Source organism: Streptomyces sp. NBC_00104 (assembly GCF_045160825.1).
In the GTDB taxonomy this organism is placed as follows: domain Bacteria; phylum Actinomycetota; class Actinomycetes; order Streptomycetales; family Streptomycetaceae; genus Streptomyces.
This window is the reverse complement of record NZ_CP108215.1, coordinates 9,690,001-9,704,792: the sequence shown is the minus strand read 5'-3', so window position 1 is coordinate 9,704,792 and position 14,792 is coordinate 9,690,001. Positions and strand designations below refer to the sequence as shown.

General features: G+C 70.8%; 16 protein-coding genes. 8 read left to right on the top strand and 8 right to left on the bottom strand.

Annotated elements, in window-relative coordinates:
• Entirely contained in the window at nucleotides 1-708 is a 708-nt protein-coding gene (locus OG272_RS42440) for a succinate dehydrogenase (protein ID WP_326574416.1), read from the bottom strand.
• 93 nt (nucleotides 709-801) lie between these two features.
• Between OG272_RS42440 and OG272_RS42435 the strand changes: the two genes are divergently transcribed.
• Nucleotides 802-1,686 carry a LysR substrate-binding domain-containing protein gene (locus OG272_RS42435; protein WP_326574417.1) on the top strand — a complete coding sequence of 295 codons (885 nt, stop codon included), beginning with the start codon at nucleotides 802-804 and terminating at the stop codon, nucleotides 1,684-1,686.
• 135 nt (nucleotides 1,687-1,821) lie between these two features.
• Here the strand turns inward: OG272_RS42435 and OG272_RS42430 are convergent, their stop codons facing one another.
• The 3 genes from OG272_RS42430 to OG272_RS42420 all read right to left on the bottom strand — a co-directional run bounded on the left by OG272_RS42430 (nucleotide 1,822) and on the right by OG272_RS42420 (nucleotide 6,170).
• Nucleotides 1,822-3,966: an EAL domain-containing protein gene (locus OG272_RS42430; protein WP_326574418.1), complete on the bottom strand. Its 2,145-nt coding sequence runs from the start codon at nucleotides 3,964-3,966 to the stop codon at nucleotides 1,822-1,824.
• Nucleotides 3,963-4,775, bottom strand: a complete 813-nt coding sequence (locus OG272_RS42425; RefSeq protein WP_326574419.1) for an SAM-dependent methyltransferase — start codon at nucleotides 4,773-4,775, stop codon at nucleotides 3,963-3,965. Before OG272_RS42425 ends, OG272_RS42430 begins: the two co-directional genes overlap by 4 nt.
• Before the next feature lie 381 nt (nucleotides 4,776-5,156).
• Nucleotides 5,157-6,170, bottom strand: coding sequence for an SCO0930 family lipoprotein (locus OG272_RS42420; protein WP_326574420.1), 1,014 nt, complete (start codon nucleotides 6,168-6,170; stop codon nucleotides 5,157-5,159).
• 274 nt (nucleotides 6,171-6,444) lie between these two features.
• Here OG272_RS42420 and OG272_RS42415 point away from each other — a divergent pair, with 274 nt between their 5' ends.
• The 3 genes from OG272_RS42415 (at nucleotide 6,445) to OG272_RS42405 (ending at nucleotide 8,532) form a co-directional block, all read left to right on the top strand.
• Entirely contained in the window at nucleotides 6,445-7,056 is a 612-nt protein-coding gene (locus OG272_RS42415) for a hypothetical protein (protein WP_328224468.1), read from the top strand.
• Nucleotides 7,057-7,072: 16 nt separating this feature from the next.
• On the top strand, nucleotides 7,073-7,837 hold the full coding sequence (locus tag OG272_RS42410; RefSeq protein ID WP_326574422.1) for a hypothetical protein: 765 nt from the start codon (nucleotides 7,073-7,075) through the stop codon (nucleotides 7,835-7,837).
• A gap of 182 nt (nucleotides 7,838-8,019) precedes the next feature.
• On the top strand, nucleotides 8,020-8,532 hold the full coding sequence (locus tag OG272_RS42405) for a hypothetical protein (RefSeq protein ID WP_405895790.1): 513 nt from the start codon (nucleotides 8,020-8,022) through the stop codon (nucleotides 8,530-8,532).
• 195 nt (nucleotides 8,533-8,727) lie between these two features.
• Here the strand turns inward: OG272_RS42405 and OG272_RS42400 are convergent, their stop codons facing one another.
• Complete coding sequence (locus tag OG272_RS42400; protein ID WP_326574424.1) at nucleotides 8,728-9,219, bottom strand: hypothetical protein; 492 nt, start codon at nucleotides 9,217-9,219, stop codon at nucleotides 8,728-8,730.
• 333 nt (nucleotides 9,220-9,552) lie between these two features.
• On the opposite strand from OG272_RS42400, the gene OG272_RS42395 reads away from it, so the two are divergent.
• On the top strand, nucleotides 9,553-10,224 hold the full coding sequence (locus OG272_RS42395; RefSeq protein ID WP_327726692.1) for a class F sortase: 672 nt from the start codon (nucleotides 9,553-9,555) through the stop codon (nucleotides 10,222-10,224).
• Nucleotides 10,225-10,288: 64 nt separating this feature from the next.
• Here the strand turns inward: OG272_RS42395 and OG272_RS42390 are convergent, their stop codons facing one another.
• Nucleotides 10,289-11,374, bottom strand: coding sequence for an IS630 family transposase (locus OG272_RS42390; RefSeq protein WP_405895789.1), 1,086 nt, complete (start codon nucleotides 11,372-11,374; stop codon nucleotides 10,289-10,291).
• Between the two features lie 101 nt (nucleotides 11,375-11,475).
• A complete protein-coding gene (locus OG272_RS42385) occupies nucleotides 11,476-12,330 on the bottom strand; it encodes a polysaccharide deacetylase family protein (protein ID WP_327726694.1) in 855 nt (284 codons plus the stop codon).
• A 168-nt stretch (nucleotides 12,331-12,498) separates the two neighbouring features.
• Here OG272_RS42385 and OG272_RS42380 point away from each other — a divergent pair, with 168 nt between their 5' ends.
• Nucleotides 12,499-12,960, top strand: coding sequence for a universal stress protein (locus tag OG272_RS42380; protein ID WP_326574427.1), 462 nt, complete (start codon nucleotides 12,499-12,501; stop codon nucleotides 12,958-12,960).
• A 207-nt stretch (nucleotides 12,961-13,167) separates the two neighbouring features.
• Here the strand turns inward: OG272_RS42380 and OG272_RS42375 are convergent, their stop codons facing one another.
• Nucleotides 13,168-13,326 (bottom strand): hypothetical protein, encoded by a 159-nt coding sequence (locus tag OG272_RS42375; RefSeq protein ID WP_326574428.1) that lies wholly within the window; start codon nucleotides 13,324-13,326, stop codon nucleotides 13,168-13,170.
• A gap of 171 nt (nucleotides 13,327-13,497) precedes the next feature.
• Between OG272_RS42375 and OG272_RS42370 the strand changes: the two genes are divergently transcribed.
• Together OG272_RS42370 and OG272_RS42365 are read left to right on the top strand one after the other, a co-directional pair.
• A complete protein-coding gene (locus OG272_RS42370; protein WP_326574429.1) occupies nucleotides 13,498-14,043 on the top strand; it encodes a sigma-70 family RNA polymerase sigma factor in 546 nt (181 codons plus the stop codon).
• A 154-nt stretch (nucleotides 14,044-14,197) separates the two neighbouring features.
• A complete protein-coding gene (locus tag OG272_RS42365) occupies nucleotides 14,198-14,713 on the top strand; it encodes a hypothetical protein (RefSeq protein WP_327726695.1) in 516 nt (171 codons plus the stop codon).
• Nucleotides 14,714-14,792: the final 79 nt, after the last annotated feature.

Below are 14,792 nucleotides of genomic sequence, written 5' to 3'. Positions count from 1 at the left end.
TCAGCTCACCACTCCGGTCATGACGGCGAGGGGTACGGAGACGAAGCCCAGGGTCAGCACCAGGGCCAGGACGTTCGCCGTGGTCTTCAGGGCGCGGTCACGGGTGCGGCTGCCGGCGCCGAGGGTCTGTGCGGCGCTCCAGAAGCCGTGCCGGACGTGCAGGCCGAGCGCGAGCATCGCGACGAGGTAGATGACGTTGCCGTACCAGGTGGAGAAGGTGTCGATCACGTTCTGGTAGGGGTGTCCGGCCTCGAAGCCGTTCGGGTGGACGGTGCCGGTCGTCAGGTCGAGGATGTGCCAGACGATGAACAGGCCGAGGATGACGCCGCCCCAGCGCATGGTGCGGGTCGCGTAGCTCGCCCGGCGCTTCCGGTGGACGTACTTGTCCGGCCGGGCCCTGATGTCGCGGCGGCTGAGCTGGTAGGCGGCCGTGGCGTGGGCGACGACCGCGGCGACGAGGACCACGCGGACGATCCACAGGGCCCACTCCTGGTGCAGGAAGGGCTCGCCGAGGGTGCGCAGCCAGTGCGCGTAGCCGTTGAACTCGTCCGAACCGAAGAAGATCTTGAGGTTGCCCAGCATGTGGACGACCAGGTACGCCAGCATGATCAGTCCGCTGACGGCCATCACCGTCTTCTTGCCGACGGAGCTGTCCCACACCGTGCGTGCCATGGACGGTTTTCGTTCCGTCCGCGTTGCCAGAGCCATGCCCACGACGCTAGAGCCGCGTCACCTCATCGGTCCAAGACATGAAACGGCTTGATTCGATAGCCGGAGACTATCGTCCCGTATCGTGGAGGAATGCAGTTCCAGCAGCTCCAGTACTTCGTGGCGGTGGCCGAGACCAGGCATTTCACCCGGGCCGCCGAGCTGGTCCATGTGGCGCAACCGTCGCTCTCACAGCAGATCAAGGCGCTGGAACGGGAGTTGGGGGCGGACCTCTTCCAGCGGGCGCGCGGCAACATCACGCTGACCGACGCCGGTGAGGCGCTGCTGCCGCTGGCCCGCCGCATCCTCGCGGACACGGACACCGCCCGGCACGAGGTGCAGGAGCTGGTGCAGCTGCGGCGGGGCCGGGTCCGGCTCGGCGCGACCCCGAGCCTGTGCACGGGCCTGCTGCCCGACGTCCTGCGTGCCTTCCACGACCGCTACCCCGGCATCCGGCTGATGATCGAGGAGGGCGGCTCCCACGACCTGGTCCGCCAGCTGGCCCGGGGCGCCCTCGACCTGGCCCTGGTCGTCCTGCCCCTCCCCACGCCGTCCCCGGCCCTGACCACGGTGGAGCTGCTGCGCGAGGACCTGGTGGTGGTCTCCTCCCCCGACGCCCCCCAGCCCGGCGAGGGGCGCCGTACCGTCCGCGTCCTCGATCTGGAGAGCGAGCGGCTGGTCATGTTCCGCCACGGCTACGACCTGCGCGAACTCACCGTCGCCGCGTGCCGCTCCGAGGGGTTCGAGCCGGACTTCGCGGTCGAGGGCGGCGAGATGGACGCGGTCCTGGGCTTCGTCCGGGCCGGCCTGGGCGTCGCCGTCGTCCCCCGCATGGTCGCCACCCGCTCCGGGCGGGGCCTGCGTGTCACTCCCCTGGCCCGCCCGGGTCTCCACCGCACGATCGCCCTGGCCCACCGCAGCGACGTGGCTCCGCCGAGGGCCGCGAGGGAGTTGCAGCGGATGTTGGTCGAGCGGTGAGCGTGTATCGGTGGTCCCGGTCGCGCCGTTGGTCGTGAGCGCCGCTCTGGGGTCTGCGGGTTCACTGTGGCTGAGCGCGCAGTTCCCCGCGCCCCTCAAGGGCGCGCTGCACGCCCCGTCGGCTGAGAAGAACCCCTATCCCGTCGCGTCCACCAGCGCCAGTTCGTGCAGCCGCTCCGGCGGGCCCGGGCGGGCGTAGTACCAGCCCTGGGCCGTGTCGCAGCCGAGAATGCGCAACTGTTCGGCCTGGGCGCCGGTTTCGACGCCCTCCACGGTGACCGCGAGGTCGAGGCTGTGGGCGAGGGCGACGATTCCCTCGACGATCTTCAGGTCGACGGGGTCGGCCGGGAACTGCTGCATGCTCTGGGTGAATGACCGGTCCAACTTCAGGACGCGGACCGGCAGTCGGCGGAGGTTGGCGAGGTTGGAGTAGCCGGTGCCGAAGTCGTCGAGGGCGATGTCGACCCCCATCTCGGAGAGCCTGCGCAGGGGTTTGAGCAGGTCGTCGTCGGCTCCGATCAGGGCCGACTCGGTGACCTCCAGGCAGAGGGCGTCCGGTGGGAGTCCGGCGCGCTCCAGGATGTCCACCGTGTCCTGGACCAGTCCGGGATGGGTCAGCTGGCACGGGGAGAGGTTGACGTTGACCCGCAGCGGGCCGGTGGCGCCCGTGCCACCGTGCCGTTCCTGCCACGCGCGGGCCTGACGCACCGACTGCTCCAGGACCCAGCGGCCGAGCGGCACGATCAGCCCGGTGCGCTCGGCGAGCGGGATGAAGCGGTCCGGGCCGAGGACGCCGTGCTGCGGGTGCAGCCAGCGGACCAGGGCCTCGGCCCCGCGCACGGTCCCGTCACCGAGGTGGACCAGCGGCTGGTACTCGATGAAGAACTCGCCCCGGTCGAGCGCGGCGGGCAGCGCGGTGGTGAGCCCGTGCCGGGTGATGGCGCGGGCGTCGGCCTCCGCGTCGGCCATCTCGTAGCGGTTGCCGCCCGCCGACTTGGCCCGGTACATCGTGATGTCGGCGCTGCGCAGCACCTCCGCCGGGCCCCGCTCCCCCGCCGGCCCCTCGACGATGCCGATGCTGCCGCGGACGAGGAGTTCCCTGCCCTCGATGCGTACGGGGGTGACCAGCGCGTTCATGATGCGGTCGGCCAGGTCGTCGACCTCGCGTTCGGTGTCGGTGCCGGTGGTCAGCGCCACGAACTCGTCGCCGCCGAGCCGGGCGACCATCTCGCCGGGCGCGGTCGCGCAGGACTGCAGCCGGTCGGCGACCTCGACGAGCAGGCGGTCGCCGGCCGCGTGGCCGAGGCTGTCGTTGATGGTCTTGAAGCCGTCGAGGTCGAGGTAGCAGAGGCCGAAGCGCTGGCCGTCGCCCGCCGCGAGGGCCTTCTCCAGGCGCTCGAAGAACAGGGTGCGGTTCGGCAGTCCGGTGAGCGCGTCGTGGGTGGCCTCGTAGCGCAGGCGGAGGTTGAGCAGCCGGCGCTCGGTGGTGTCCTCCATGAGGGCCAGCTGGTACTGGGGCCGGCCGTCCGCGTCCCGCAGCAGGGACACCGTCAGGTTGGTCCACAGGACGGTTCCGTCAGGTCGGGAGAACGCCTTTTCGGTGTGGTAGTGCTCGCGCTCACCGCCGACCAGTTCGTCGTACAGGCGCCAGACCTGGGGCGCGTCGTCGGGGTGCGTCCACTCGGTGACGCTGCGCCCGCGCATCGCCTGCTCGGTGACGCCGAACATACGCAGCAGAGCACCGTTGACCTGCAGGATGTTGCCTTCGAGGTCGGCGATGCCGATGCCTATGGCGGCGCCTTCGAACACCGCGCGGAAGCGGGCCTCGGTCGCGTGCAGCGCGCGGGCGACCACGCCCTGGGCCTCCAGCGCCGCGCGGGCGATCGCCTCCTGTTCGGCCAGGGTCCGCTGCCGCAGCGCCTCGGCGTATCCGGCGGCCATCGCGGACTGCAGCCGCGCGGCACGCGCCCGCAGATCCTCCTGGAGTCCGTCGCCGCCGCAGTAGAGCACCAGGTAGGCGTCGACGCAGTCCAGGGTCCGGCCGAGCGCCTCGGGCTCGGTGCAGTGCGCCCCGACGAGGGCGGCACCGACGGCCCTGCCCTCCCCGGCGTCGTACGTCCTGGCGCGCAGCGCCTCGCTGAGTCTGCGGGCCAGCGGCAGGAGTTGTTCCTCGAACTCGGGCCGGGTCAGCGACGTGGAGGTGGCGGGGAAGACGGCGCGGCTCCAGATCGTCGCGAACCGGCGGAGTCTGTCCTCCGGCCCGTCCGGCTCCGCCCTCACGCCTTGGTCCCCACGCCGACGAACGCCGAGAAGGCGTACGGATCCTCGTCCTCGGGAGCCGTGTCGGGCCGCCACTTCGCCATCGGCACCACTCCGGGTTCCACCATGTCGTACCCCTCGAAGAACCGCGCGATCTCACCTCGAGAGCGCATGATCAGCGGATTGCGAATGTCCTTGTACACGTCCACCGCGCCCTCGGCCCGCTCCTGGGGAAGCGGAATCCCCTCGTAGGAGGCGTGCGAGACGACGAGTACGCTGCCGGGCGCGAGCGCGTCACGCAGCTCGGCCACCGCTCCGTACGGGTCGTCCGTGTCCTCCACGAAATGCAGTATGGCAACCAGGAGCAGGGCCACCGGCCGGTTCAGGTCGATCAGTCGCTCGACGTGGGGGCTCGTGAGGATCTCGCGGGGCTTGCGGAGGTCGGCCGCGACCACGTCCGTGTCGTCGTTCCCCTTCAGAACGGCCTGGCTGTGTGCTACGGCGACCGGGTCGTGGTCGACGTAGACGACCCGTGCGCCGGGGCTGGCGTCCTGGGCGACCTCGTGCACGTTCCCGAAGGTGGGGATCCCGGATCCGATGTCCAGGAACTGGGTGATGCCCGAACCGGCGGCGTACCGCACCGCGCGGCGCATGAACGCCCGGTTCGCCTGCATGATCTTGGGCAGGCCCGGCATGAACTCCATGGCCTTGCGCGCCGCTTCCCGGTCGACCTCGAAGTTGTGCGAACCGCCCAGGTAGTAGTCGTACATGCGGGCCACGGACGGCATCGAGATGTCGATGCTCCGCGGCGCCCAGGCGGGACGCTCCATCTGTGCTCTCCAACGCGTCGGGGGTGGCGTAGGCGATCCGGTGTTCGAGCTGAGGCTACTGATCGTCCGCCGAAGGAGCGAGCGAAAACGGAAATTGACCGTCCGTTCAATGCCGCTGCCGATGGCACATGCCCAACCGCCGCCCCGACCATGCCTGTTCGGCTCAGGACGTTGACACCGGCCCGACAACACCGCGCCCAGGCACACCTGTTCGGCCACACCCGGGCATGCCAAAGGGCCCGCCCCCTCCGTGCGGTGCGGAGGGGGCGGACCTGGATCGGCCGCGCTGATGGGGTGCGTCCGGCACTCTTTTTCTCGTCCACTCCCTTCCGCGTGCGGTTTTCTGAATGGCGAGGCGATCTACCCTGGGGAAGGTGATCCTTACTTCTGCGCGCCGATCGGCTCTCCGTCGCCGTTGATGGCGAACCAGGTACCGCCGACACCCTGGCCGTTGGTGTCGCCGGGGGACTTGTCGTTGGCGAAGGTGTAGAGCGGGATGCAGTTGATGGTCTGCTGCTTGAATCCGTCGGGCCGGTCGAAGACCGTGTAGCCCTTCAGCAGGATGCCCTCGGTGTCGTTCTTGTCGACCGGGGCGACGACGGGCCACTTGTCGAGGCAGGCGCCGGTGCACTTGGTCGACATCGGCCACTGGGTGTCCTTGAGGAACCGGTAGACCGTCATGCCGTTCTTGTCGACGACGATCTCGCCGAGCTTGGCGTCCTTGCGCGTGGTCAGGCCGGCCTGCTCGACCGCCCCGCCACCGGTGTCGCCCGCGCCACCCGTGCCGCCGGTGGCTGCGCCGCCGCCCTTGGTGGAGGCCTTCTTGCCGTTGGGGGCGGAGGCGAACCAGGTGCCCTTGAGGCCCTGGCCCTTGATGTCACCGGCCTTGGTGTCCTTGGCGAAGTAGTACATGGGCCAGCCGCCGACCGTCAGCTGCTTGGTCCCGTCGGGGCGGCTGACCTCGCCGAGCAGCGCCTTGTCGACACCCTGGGCGGCGGTGGCGCCCGAGGCGGGCACCGGCGGCCAGGTGGTGGCGCACTCGCCCTCGCAGGTCGTCTTCGGCGGCTCGAAGGAGTCCTTGTCGAAGCGGTACAGGGTGCGTCCGGCGCTGTCCGTGAGGACCTTGCCGTACTCGTCGCTGTTCCACACCGTCAGCTGGCCCGCGGAGGCCGCCGTGGTGGACTGGGCCTGGTCCGATGTACCGGAACCGGCCGCGCCGGCGCCGGCCGTACCGGCCCCGGTGCCCGCGATCGTGCCGGCACCGAGCGTCGGCGTGGAAGCGGCGCCCACGTTCTGCGAGGACGTCGACCCCTGTTCCTGACCGCACGCCGTCGTCAGCACCAGTACAGCCGCAGCTGTCGCTACGAGTGAGGCGCTCCGCCAGGAGGTCTTCATTCCAACTCCCCGTGTATCCGGTGGGTGTTGCAGCGCCCTACTGCGCCGCTTGCTGGTCCTAGGTACGGGCGGGAGTGGCTGATGTGTTCAACGCTGCGCGAATTTCTTTCCGAAGTCTGTGACGCGGTGCGCGGCGCCGGCCTGCGGAGGCATCGAACGAGGCGTCAGCGTCGGGCACCCGCACTCAAACCTTCAGGGCCCGTTCTTCCCTCGTTCGGAGCAATCCCCAGGTGCTCCCGCGTACGCGGGCGCGCGGCCACGGATGATCTCCGACGTGCAAGGACCCCAGCGGACCCGATCCGCTCTCGCCCTGCGGCTGTCGGCCCTGCTCGCACTGACCTGGTTCCTCACCGGAACGCCGAGCGGCACGGCGGTCGCCGACGCCTGCGCGTACGCCACCGTCGGCCCGGACAGCGGCGGCGCGGTCGCCGTGGCGGTCGGGGGTACCGACTCCTGCGAGCCGGTTCCGGAGACCACTCCGTCACCCACCCCCACGCCCACACCCGCACCGACTCCTTCGTGCCCCCCGGAGCCGACGCCCACCCCGACTCCCCCACCGCGGCCGAAGCCGCCGGCGCCCACCCCCACCCCGGACCCCACTCCCACTCCGAAGCCGACGCCCACCCCGCCCCCGAGGCCCGCCCCACCGCCGCCGCCCGTCACGGAGGCGCCCCGGCCCGCCCCCACCCCGACGCCCACGCCCAGGCCGAAACCGACGCCCACGCCGAGCCCACGTCCGGAGGCGTCACCGACCCCGGTGAGCTACCCGCCGTACCGGGCCCCGTCCCACTCGGCGGCCAAGCGCTCCGGCCCGTCCCTCGTCTCGCTCGCCCTGCTCGTCACCGTGCCCGCGGTGTTCGCCGCCGCCGCCCTGCGTCCGCGCTGACCTCTGGAGGAACCTCTTGTCGGAATGGCTTGTTCTCACCCTCGCGATGGGGGCGGCCTGTCTGGTCGTCCTCATCGTGGCCGTAGTACGGCATCACGCCGCACCGGCGGACGAGGACCCGTCCGAGACCCCGGACGTCATCGAGTACATCACCATGATGATCGGCGTGGTGTACGCCATCGTGCTGGGTCTGGCCATCGCCGGTGTCTGGGAGGCCCGCAGCGCCGCCCAGGACCAGGTCCAGACGGAGGCGCAGGCCCTGCACGAGATCAGCGAACGGGTGCGGGTGTACCCCGAGGACGTGCGCGACCGCATCCGCGGCGACATCGACGCGTATGTCGGCCACGTCGTGACCACCGAGTGGAAGGTCATGGCCGAGAAGGGCGAGGTGACCGAGCGCGGCACCGAACTGTTCGAGACGGTCCGGCACGACGTCACCGACTACGAGCCGCGCGACGACTTCGAGGCGCAGGCCTACCAGCCGCTGCTCGACCAGGTGGCCACGGCCGACGCCGCGCGCGGCAGCCGCGCCGACTCCACCGGCGAGACGATGCCCGGTGTGGTGTGGTTCGGCCTGATCACCGGTGCCGTCGTGACGGTCGGCATGGTGTTCGCCCTGCAGATCCGGCGTACGCCACGTGAGCTGATCCTCGCCGGTCTGTTCTCCGCCCTCATCGCGTTCCTGCTGTTCCTCGTCTGGGACTTCGACGCGCCCTACAGCCGGGGGCTCTCAGCCACGGCGGATCCGTTCCTGACCCTGTTCCCGAACGCGGGCGGGTGACGGTCGCTCAAGCCCGGCCGTACGCATGCCGGTCCCCCGTACGGAGCACACGCTTGCCCCATTCGCGCGACTGCGATCGCGCCACCGGGCTCACCTTCCTAGCGTTTCCGTCATCGAGGTGCATTTCAGGCGCAGGCGGAAACGGTCCGCAGCGAGCTCCTCGGGGACCCGGAGGCTCATCCATGCGCGCGATACGCGTCGCTTCGGCCGCTCTGCTGGGCGTGACCGCCCTCTCCCTCACCGCTCCGGCCGCGCACGCGGCACGGGCCGGCGACATCACGTCGTTCGGTTTCAGTGTCATGCCCTCGACGGTCGCCCCCGGCGGGCAGGTGACCCTGCGCGTCGACGGATGCCACCGCAGGACGACCGTCTCCTCGGGCGTCTTCGACACCGTCACCCTCTCCAGGGGCCAGTCCTCGGCCACGGCGACCGTCGACCGGGACGCCAGGCCCGGCACGGTGTACGAGGTGACGTTCCAGTGCGGCGACGAGAGCGGCCGGACCGATCTCACCATCGCCCACCCGACCCATCACCCCACGCACTACCCCACCCGCGGCTCCCACGCCGGGGCCGGCGGCGCCCTCGCGGGCTTCGACCTCCAGGAGATCGGCCTGGGTGCCGCGCTCGTCGCGGGTTCGCTGTGCGCGGCCTGGCGCTGGTCGCGCCGCCGCCCCGAGGACGGCAGCCAGACCTGACCGCCGTTCCGCACGCCACCGTCGACAGCCCTTCGCCCCGGGCCCTCACGGGTTCCGGGGCGAAGGGCTGTGCGGGGTACGATCCGCGCTCCGCGGGGCGGGCCACATCGCGTTCTCGGGCGCTGATCCGTTGTCGGGCGCTGATCTGTTTCTCGGGACTCGGATCCGGTTCTCGGGCAGATCGTGTTCTCGGGCTCAGATCTTGTTCTCGGAGCGGCGGCGCATCCAGAAGACGCCACCGCCGACGACCGCCGCCGTCACCAGTCCGCCGCCGATCGCGATGTCGGTGGTCGTGGCCCCGGTGGCGCTGCTGCCGCCGAGGCCGCCACGGACACCGCCGATGACGGTGAAGGTGCTGGTGAACGTCTTCCGCTTGCCCTCGCAGTGGGTGGTGACGCTGTACGAGCCGGGGCTGGCGTCGGAGTTGACCCGCACCCTGGCCGTGGCGGTCGTGCCGCCCATGGAGGTGAGGTTGGTGGTGGGGAAGGCGTTCGAGCTGATCGTGCTGCCGGCGATCGCGCACGCGTCACCACCGCTGACGGTGAGGACGAGCTGCCCGCCACGGGCGATGGCATTGGGGGCGGCCGTGACCGAGCTCGGTTGGTCCCAGGCGGCGGCCGTCGGCGCGGCGACACCGACCAGGGCGACCGCGGCGGCCGAGGCCGCCAGGACACGAGTAGTACGCATGTGATCCTCCGCGGAAGGCGCCCCGGGTCCCGTCCCCGGTCGATCGGCGAGAAAGCGCCTCCCAGAAAGACCCTCAGATGCCGTGCGCGGGGCCGCATTTCGGCGATGGTCCGTCCTGGTGAGGGGACACGCCGGGATATCTCCGCATGATCGGATATCGCCGCAGGTCACGCACCGTCAGAAAATTCCTGTGGTCCGCAACTCGGATGGCGCAGGACTCCCCTTCGCCGCCACCCGTTCGCACCTGCCCCGTCGCCGTCGCCGTGCGGCACGCTTAGCGTTCGTCGTATGCGCGACGGACACGGCGACGGCCGGGTCGAGAGGGGATGGCGAATGTCTTCGTCCGGACCGGCCGAGGCCGAATGGGAGGAGCGGCGCAAGAAGCGCGCTCCGTGGGGCGTGATAGCGCTTGTTCTGCTGACCGGCCTCGCTCTCATCCGGAACGGCTCGGGCGAGTTCGACGTGGGACCGCCACAGCCCGCGTCGGCGGCGGCCGCCGACAGCCGCAGCACACCCCGCGGCACCTTCGCCGATGTCCCGGACCCGCTGCCGTACGCCATGGTCGACCGGGTGCGGATCCCCTCGATCCGGGTCGACGCGCCGGCCATGGCCGTCGGGCTGGACGCGCAGGGCTGGGTGGACGCGCCGCCCGCCCGGCACCCGAACCTCGCGGGCTGGTTCACCGGAGCGGTCTCCCCCGGCGAGAAGGGCACCGCCGTCGTCGTCGGCCATGTCGACAACGACCAGGGACCCGCCGTGTTCTACGGACTCGGGGCGCTGAAGAAGGGCGCCAAGGTCGAGATCCGGCGCGCGGACCGAAAGACCGCCGTGTTCGAGATCTACGGCATCGAGGTGTTCGAGAAGAACGACTTCCCCGGCGACCGGGTCTACGGGAACAGCGGAGTTCCCGAACTGCGGGTCATCACCTGCGGGGGCGGTTTCTCCCAGCAGAACGGCTACGACGGCAACGTCGTCGTGTTCGCCCGCCTGGTCGAGGTTCGCTGAGCGTTCCCCGGCCGGGCGGGCGAAAGCCCACGGGAGTGCCGCTCCGGATGGGCGTCCATGGGGGCTAGTGAGCTGGTCCGGAGATCCTGTCGCAGTAGCGGCAGATCCGGTCGATGATCTGGTCGGCGGTCTTGGTCCACTTGAACGGCCTGGCGTCTTCGTTCCAGGTCTTGATCCAGTCTTCGAGCGCGGTCTTGAGTTCGTCGAGGGAGCAGAACACACCTCGTTCGAGGCAGCGCCGCTCCAGTTCGGCGAACCATCGCTCGACCTGATTGATCCACGACGAGTACGTGGGTGTGAAGTGCAGATGGAACCGTGGGTGCGCGAGCAGCCACTCGTGCACCGCCGGCGCCTTGTGGGCAGAGAGGTTGTCGCAGATCACGTGGACCGTCAGGCCGTGCTCGGTCTGGCGGTCGATCTCGTCGAGGAAGCCGCGGAAGTCGACCGCCCGGTGCTGTGCGGACAGCTTCCCGATCACCTTCCCCGTGGCGATGTTCAGCGCCGCGAACAGGTCGATGGTGCCGTGCCGGACGTAGTCGAAGCTGCGCCGCTCCGGCGTGCCGGGCACCATCGGCAGCACAGGCGCTGTCCGTTCCAGGGCCTGGATCTGCGGCTTCTCGTCCACCGCGAACACCACCGCGTTCGCCGGCGGCGCCAGATACAGGCCCACCACGTCCCGGATCTTGTCGATCAACAGCGGATCCGGGGAGATCTTGAAGTTCTCCGTGCGCCACGGCTGTAGCCCGAATGCCCGCCAGATCCGCAGCACACTTGACGGCGAGATCCCCACCCGCCTGGCCAGCTCACGCTTCGACCAGTGCGTCGCCCCGGCCGGGACCTCTTCCAAGGTGCGCACCACCACTTGTTCCACCTGGGCATCGGTGATGGTGCGTGGCACCCCCGGGCGCGGCTCGTCGCTCAGACCGTCCAGCCGGTCACGCAGGAACCGGGCCCGCCACCGGGCCACCGTCTTGCGGTCGGTCTCCAGCCGGGCGGCCACCGCGGTATTGCTCAGCCCGTCGGCACACGCGAGCACGATCCGTGCCCGCTTCGCCAGGCCCTGCGCTGTAGTTCGGCGCTTGGCCCACCTCTGCAACGTCAGCCGCTCGGCTTCGGACAACACCAGCGGCTCCAGCCTGTTGTCCCCCATGGCAACAGCAGACCGCAGACCACAGTGACTGTCACCGGCTGAACCGTGATCTGAAACGGAACACGACTCACGTGGCGAGACCAGACCTCAAGACCGGCTCACTAGGCGTATCGCCGCTGGGGCACGGTGATGCGATAGCCGGACTCCAGCAGCTCGGGCAGATAGTCGCGCAGGGCCTCCACGCTCTGTGACCGGTCGCCGCCCGCGTCGTGGGAGAGCACGACGACACCGGGGCCCGCGCCGTCCTCCACGCGCTCGGCGATGGTGCGCGCGCCCGGCGTCCGCCAGTCCAGGGTGTCCACGGTCCACCCCAGCGGCTCCATGCCGAGTGCGGCGCCGAACCGGAACGCGGCCCGGTTCCAGGCTCCGTACGGAGCGCGGAACCACAGCGGCGGTTCGCCGTACTCCTTCTCGATGATCTCGCTGGTGCGGGCCATCTCCGCATGGATCCTCGGCCTTGACAGGGTGGTGAGCAGCGGATGGGACCAGGTGTGGTTGCCGACCACATGGCCGTCGTCGGCCATCTCCCGCAGCAGGTCCCTGTGTTGGACCGCCATCTCGCCGCACACGAAGAAGATCGCCCGGACGTCGTGGTGGCGGAGGATGCGCAGGATGTCCGGGGTGTAGCGGGGGTCGGGGCCGTCGTCGAAGCTCAGCACCATGCTCCGGCCGCGCCCGTCGACCCGCAGGAACGGCTCGCGCCGGACGGCGGCCGGGACAAGGGTGCGACGCCTGACGGGTTGGCCGTACCCGGCGATGGGCCGCAGCCGGTACGTGGAAGGCTTGAGCGCCGGACGCGCCCCCGGACCGCCTGCCGGGGCGAGGGCGCCCGGTGCCGGACCGGAGGCCCCGTCGCCGATGAGCAGAGCGGCGGTGCCCGCCGTACCGGCCGCGCCCAGCAGGGCGGCGGCGCCGGTCAACAGGTGGCGACGCGTGAACATCTGATCCTTCGTCATGACTGATCAGTCGACCAAGGCGGGGACGGCGCACCACCACGACACCGGTGCGGCGGCTGGGAACCACTCGATGGGAGTAGTTCTCCGCGCCCCCGACGCTCTCCCGGCGCACGCCCGGAGTAAACCCGGAGCACGCCGGAGCCAAGGCGCTCGGATAGCCTCGCGACCGTGACCGATCAGCAAGCACACCGGTTCGAACGAGGTACCGACGGCCCCAAGGTCGTCCTCGTCGGACTGGACGGCTCCGACACCTCCCTGCGCGCCGTGGCCTACGCCGCGGGCCTCGCCCGCCGCCAGCACGCGCTGCTGGCCATCGTGTACGTGCAGCCCGTGCTGGCGGCCGGCGCGGCGCTCGGGGTGCCCGTCGCCGGGACGACCGACGAGATCGCCGCGCAACTGGTCGCGGAGATCCGGCAGGCCGCCGAGCAGGTGAAGGGCATCTTCGAGGTGCGCTGGGAGTTCCACACCTTCCGCGGCGACCCGTACAACGGCCTCGTGACGGCGGCGGACCAGCTCAAGGCCGATGCGGTCGTGGTCGGCGCCTCCCAGCAGGCCGGCCACCGCATCGTCGGCTCGGTGGCCCTGCGCCTGGTGAAGGCGGGCCGCTGGCCGGTGACAGTGGTCCCGTAGGGCGTGTTTCGGAAGTCCCTTCGTCGCCCGAAGGGCGGCTCTGCGGCGTCCGGTGCGTGCTCTCGGCGCGCCGGACGAAAGGCCTCGTACTGGGCGTACTTGGCCTTTCGTCCGGTGCGGCGGTGGGGGTCCCTCCCGCTCGAGCGGAGCCGATAGTGGGGGAGCGTGCCGGGCGTCGCAGAGCAGAAGGGACTTCCGAAACACGCCCTAGACCCCCGGCCGCCGGACGGGGCCGAGGGCGGGCCCAGGACGGCCGCACGGCGGCACGTCCGGCGTGCGGCGGATACCGGGCGCGCCGTCGTCCAGCGTGGGGCCGGAGGCCGCGGAGCACGCGTCGTACCCGTGCTGCTTCTCGGTGATCGACACGTGCGGGAACACATCGCCGGAGGCGACGAGGGGGAAGCGGGGGGCCCGAGGGCAGAGCCCCCGGCCACCGGCAGACCGTTCGTCGCACCGTTCGTCGACAGGTTCGACCGCCCGCCGCACATCCGTGACCGGCCTCTGTCCACGCGACACGCCCCGCGTTCCCATACGGCCATGACGGCCGGAACCACGATCACCCACGGGACGACCGCCGAACACGAGCTGGCCGAGCTCCAGCGCGAACACGGCCGCCCCCTCTTCGCCCTGCTGCTGCGGCTCTCCGACGGGGACCGCCATCGCGCCGAGGACCTGGTGCAGGAGACCTTCGTGCGCGCCTGGCAACACCCCGAGGCGCTACGCGCCGACGACTTCGACTCCGTACGCCCCTGGCTGCTCACCGTCGGGCGGCGGCTCGCCATAGACGCGCGGCGGGCCCGGCAGGCGCGTCCCGCCGAGGTGGGGGACGCGGTGCTGGAGAACGCGCGTGTGATGGCCGATCACGCCGAACGGTCGGTGGCGACCCTCGATGTGCGGGAAGCTGTGAAGACACTCACTCCCGAGCACCGCGAAGTACTGGTGCAGGTGTACTTCCAGGGGGCGAGTGTGGCGGAAGCAGCCCAAGCCCTCGGAATCCCGCCCGGTACGGTGAAGTCCCGCGCGTACTACGCGCTGCGCGCCCTACGCCGGGTGCTTCCGGGATACGCGGCCGACCTGCGGTGAAACCCATGGCCGAGTCAAACCTCCGTAAAGCGCCTTGCTAAGACCCCAGTTGAGCAATCAGCTGTCTTCTATCCGTGTTCCGGATGGGGGCCGGGGCCTGGTCTCCAGGCCCGGGGTCGGGCGACGCGCACGCACCGGAGGAAGGCAGGAAGGGATGCTGCACAGAGGTCAAGAGAGCACGGACGGCGCCGGCGGCGGCGAACTGGCCGTCCCGATGGCGTGGTTCTACGCCGAGTACATCGCCGAGGAGCTGCTGCGGACGGGTGACCTGATGCCGCCGACGTCCTTCGAGTTCCGTGCGGGGCGGGACGCCCTGGCGCTGACCATCTTCCTCTCGGACGCGGGCGGTGAGCTCTCCGGCATCCGGGTCGTGACCCAGCTGGAGACCTGGCTGTCGCTGACCGCGTACGACCAGCCGTGGCAGGACTGGGTGTCCGAGCGCATGGCGCACCTGGCCGCCGAGGCGCTGGAGACGGGCGACCCGTCGCCGGACCTGGAGCTGGCGGACGCGGCCTGGCGCTGGCTGGAGGAGACGGAGCTGCTCGCACCCGACCTGGACGCGGTGCCGGGCGGCGGCGCGGTCCTCGGTGAGGACGACGGCCCAAAGGTCTGGACGCCGGCCTGGCGGCTCGGTCTGCCGTTGGGACACTTGGCGATCCACCTCTTCTAGCCCCGCCACCCCGTGTTCAGGTGTCGGCCATCCACCTGTCACGGCCTTGGTGAACCATCTTTTTCGGTGCCGGACCAAT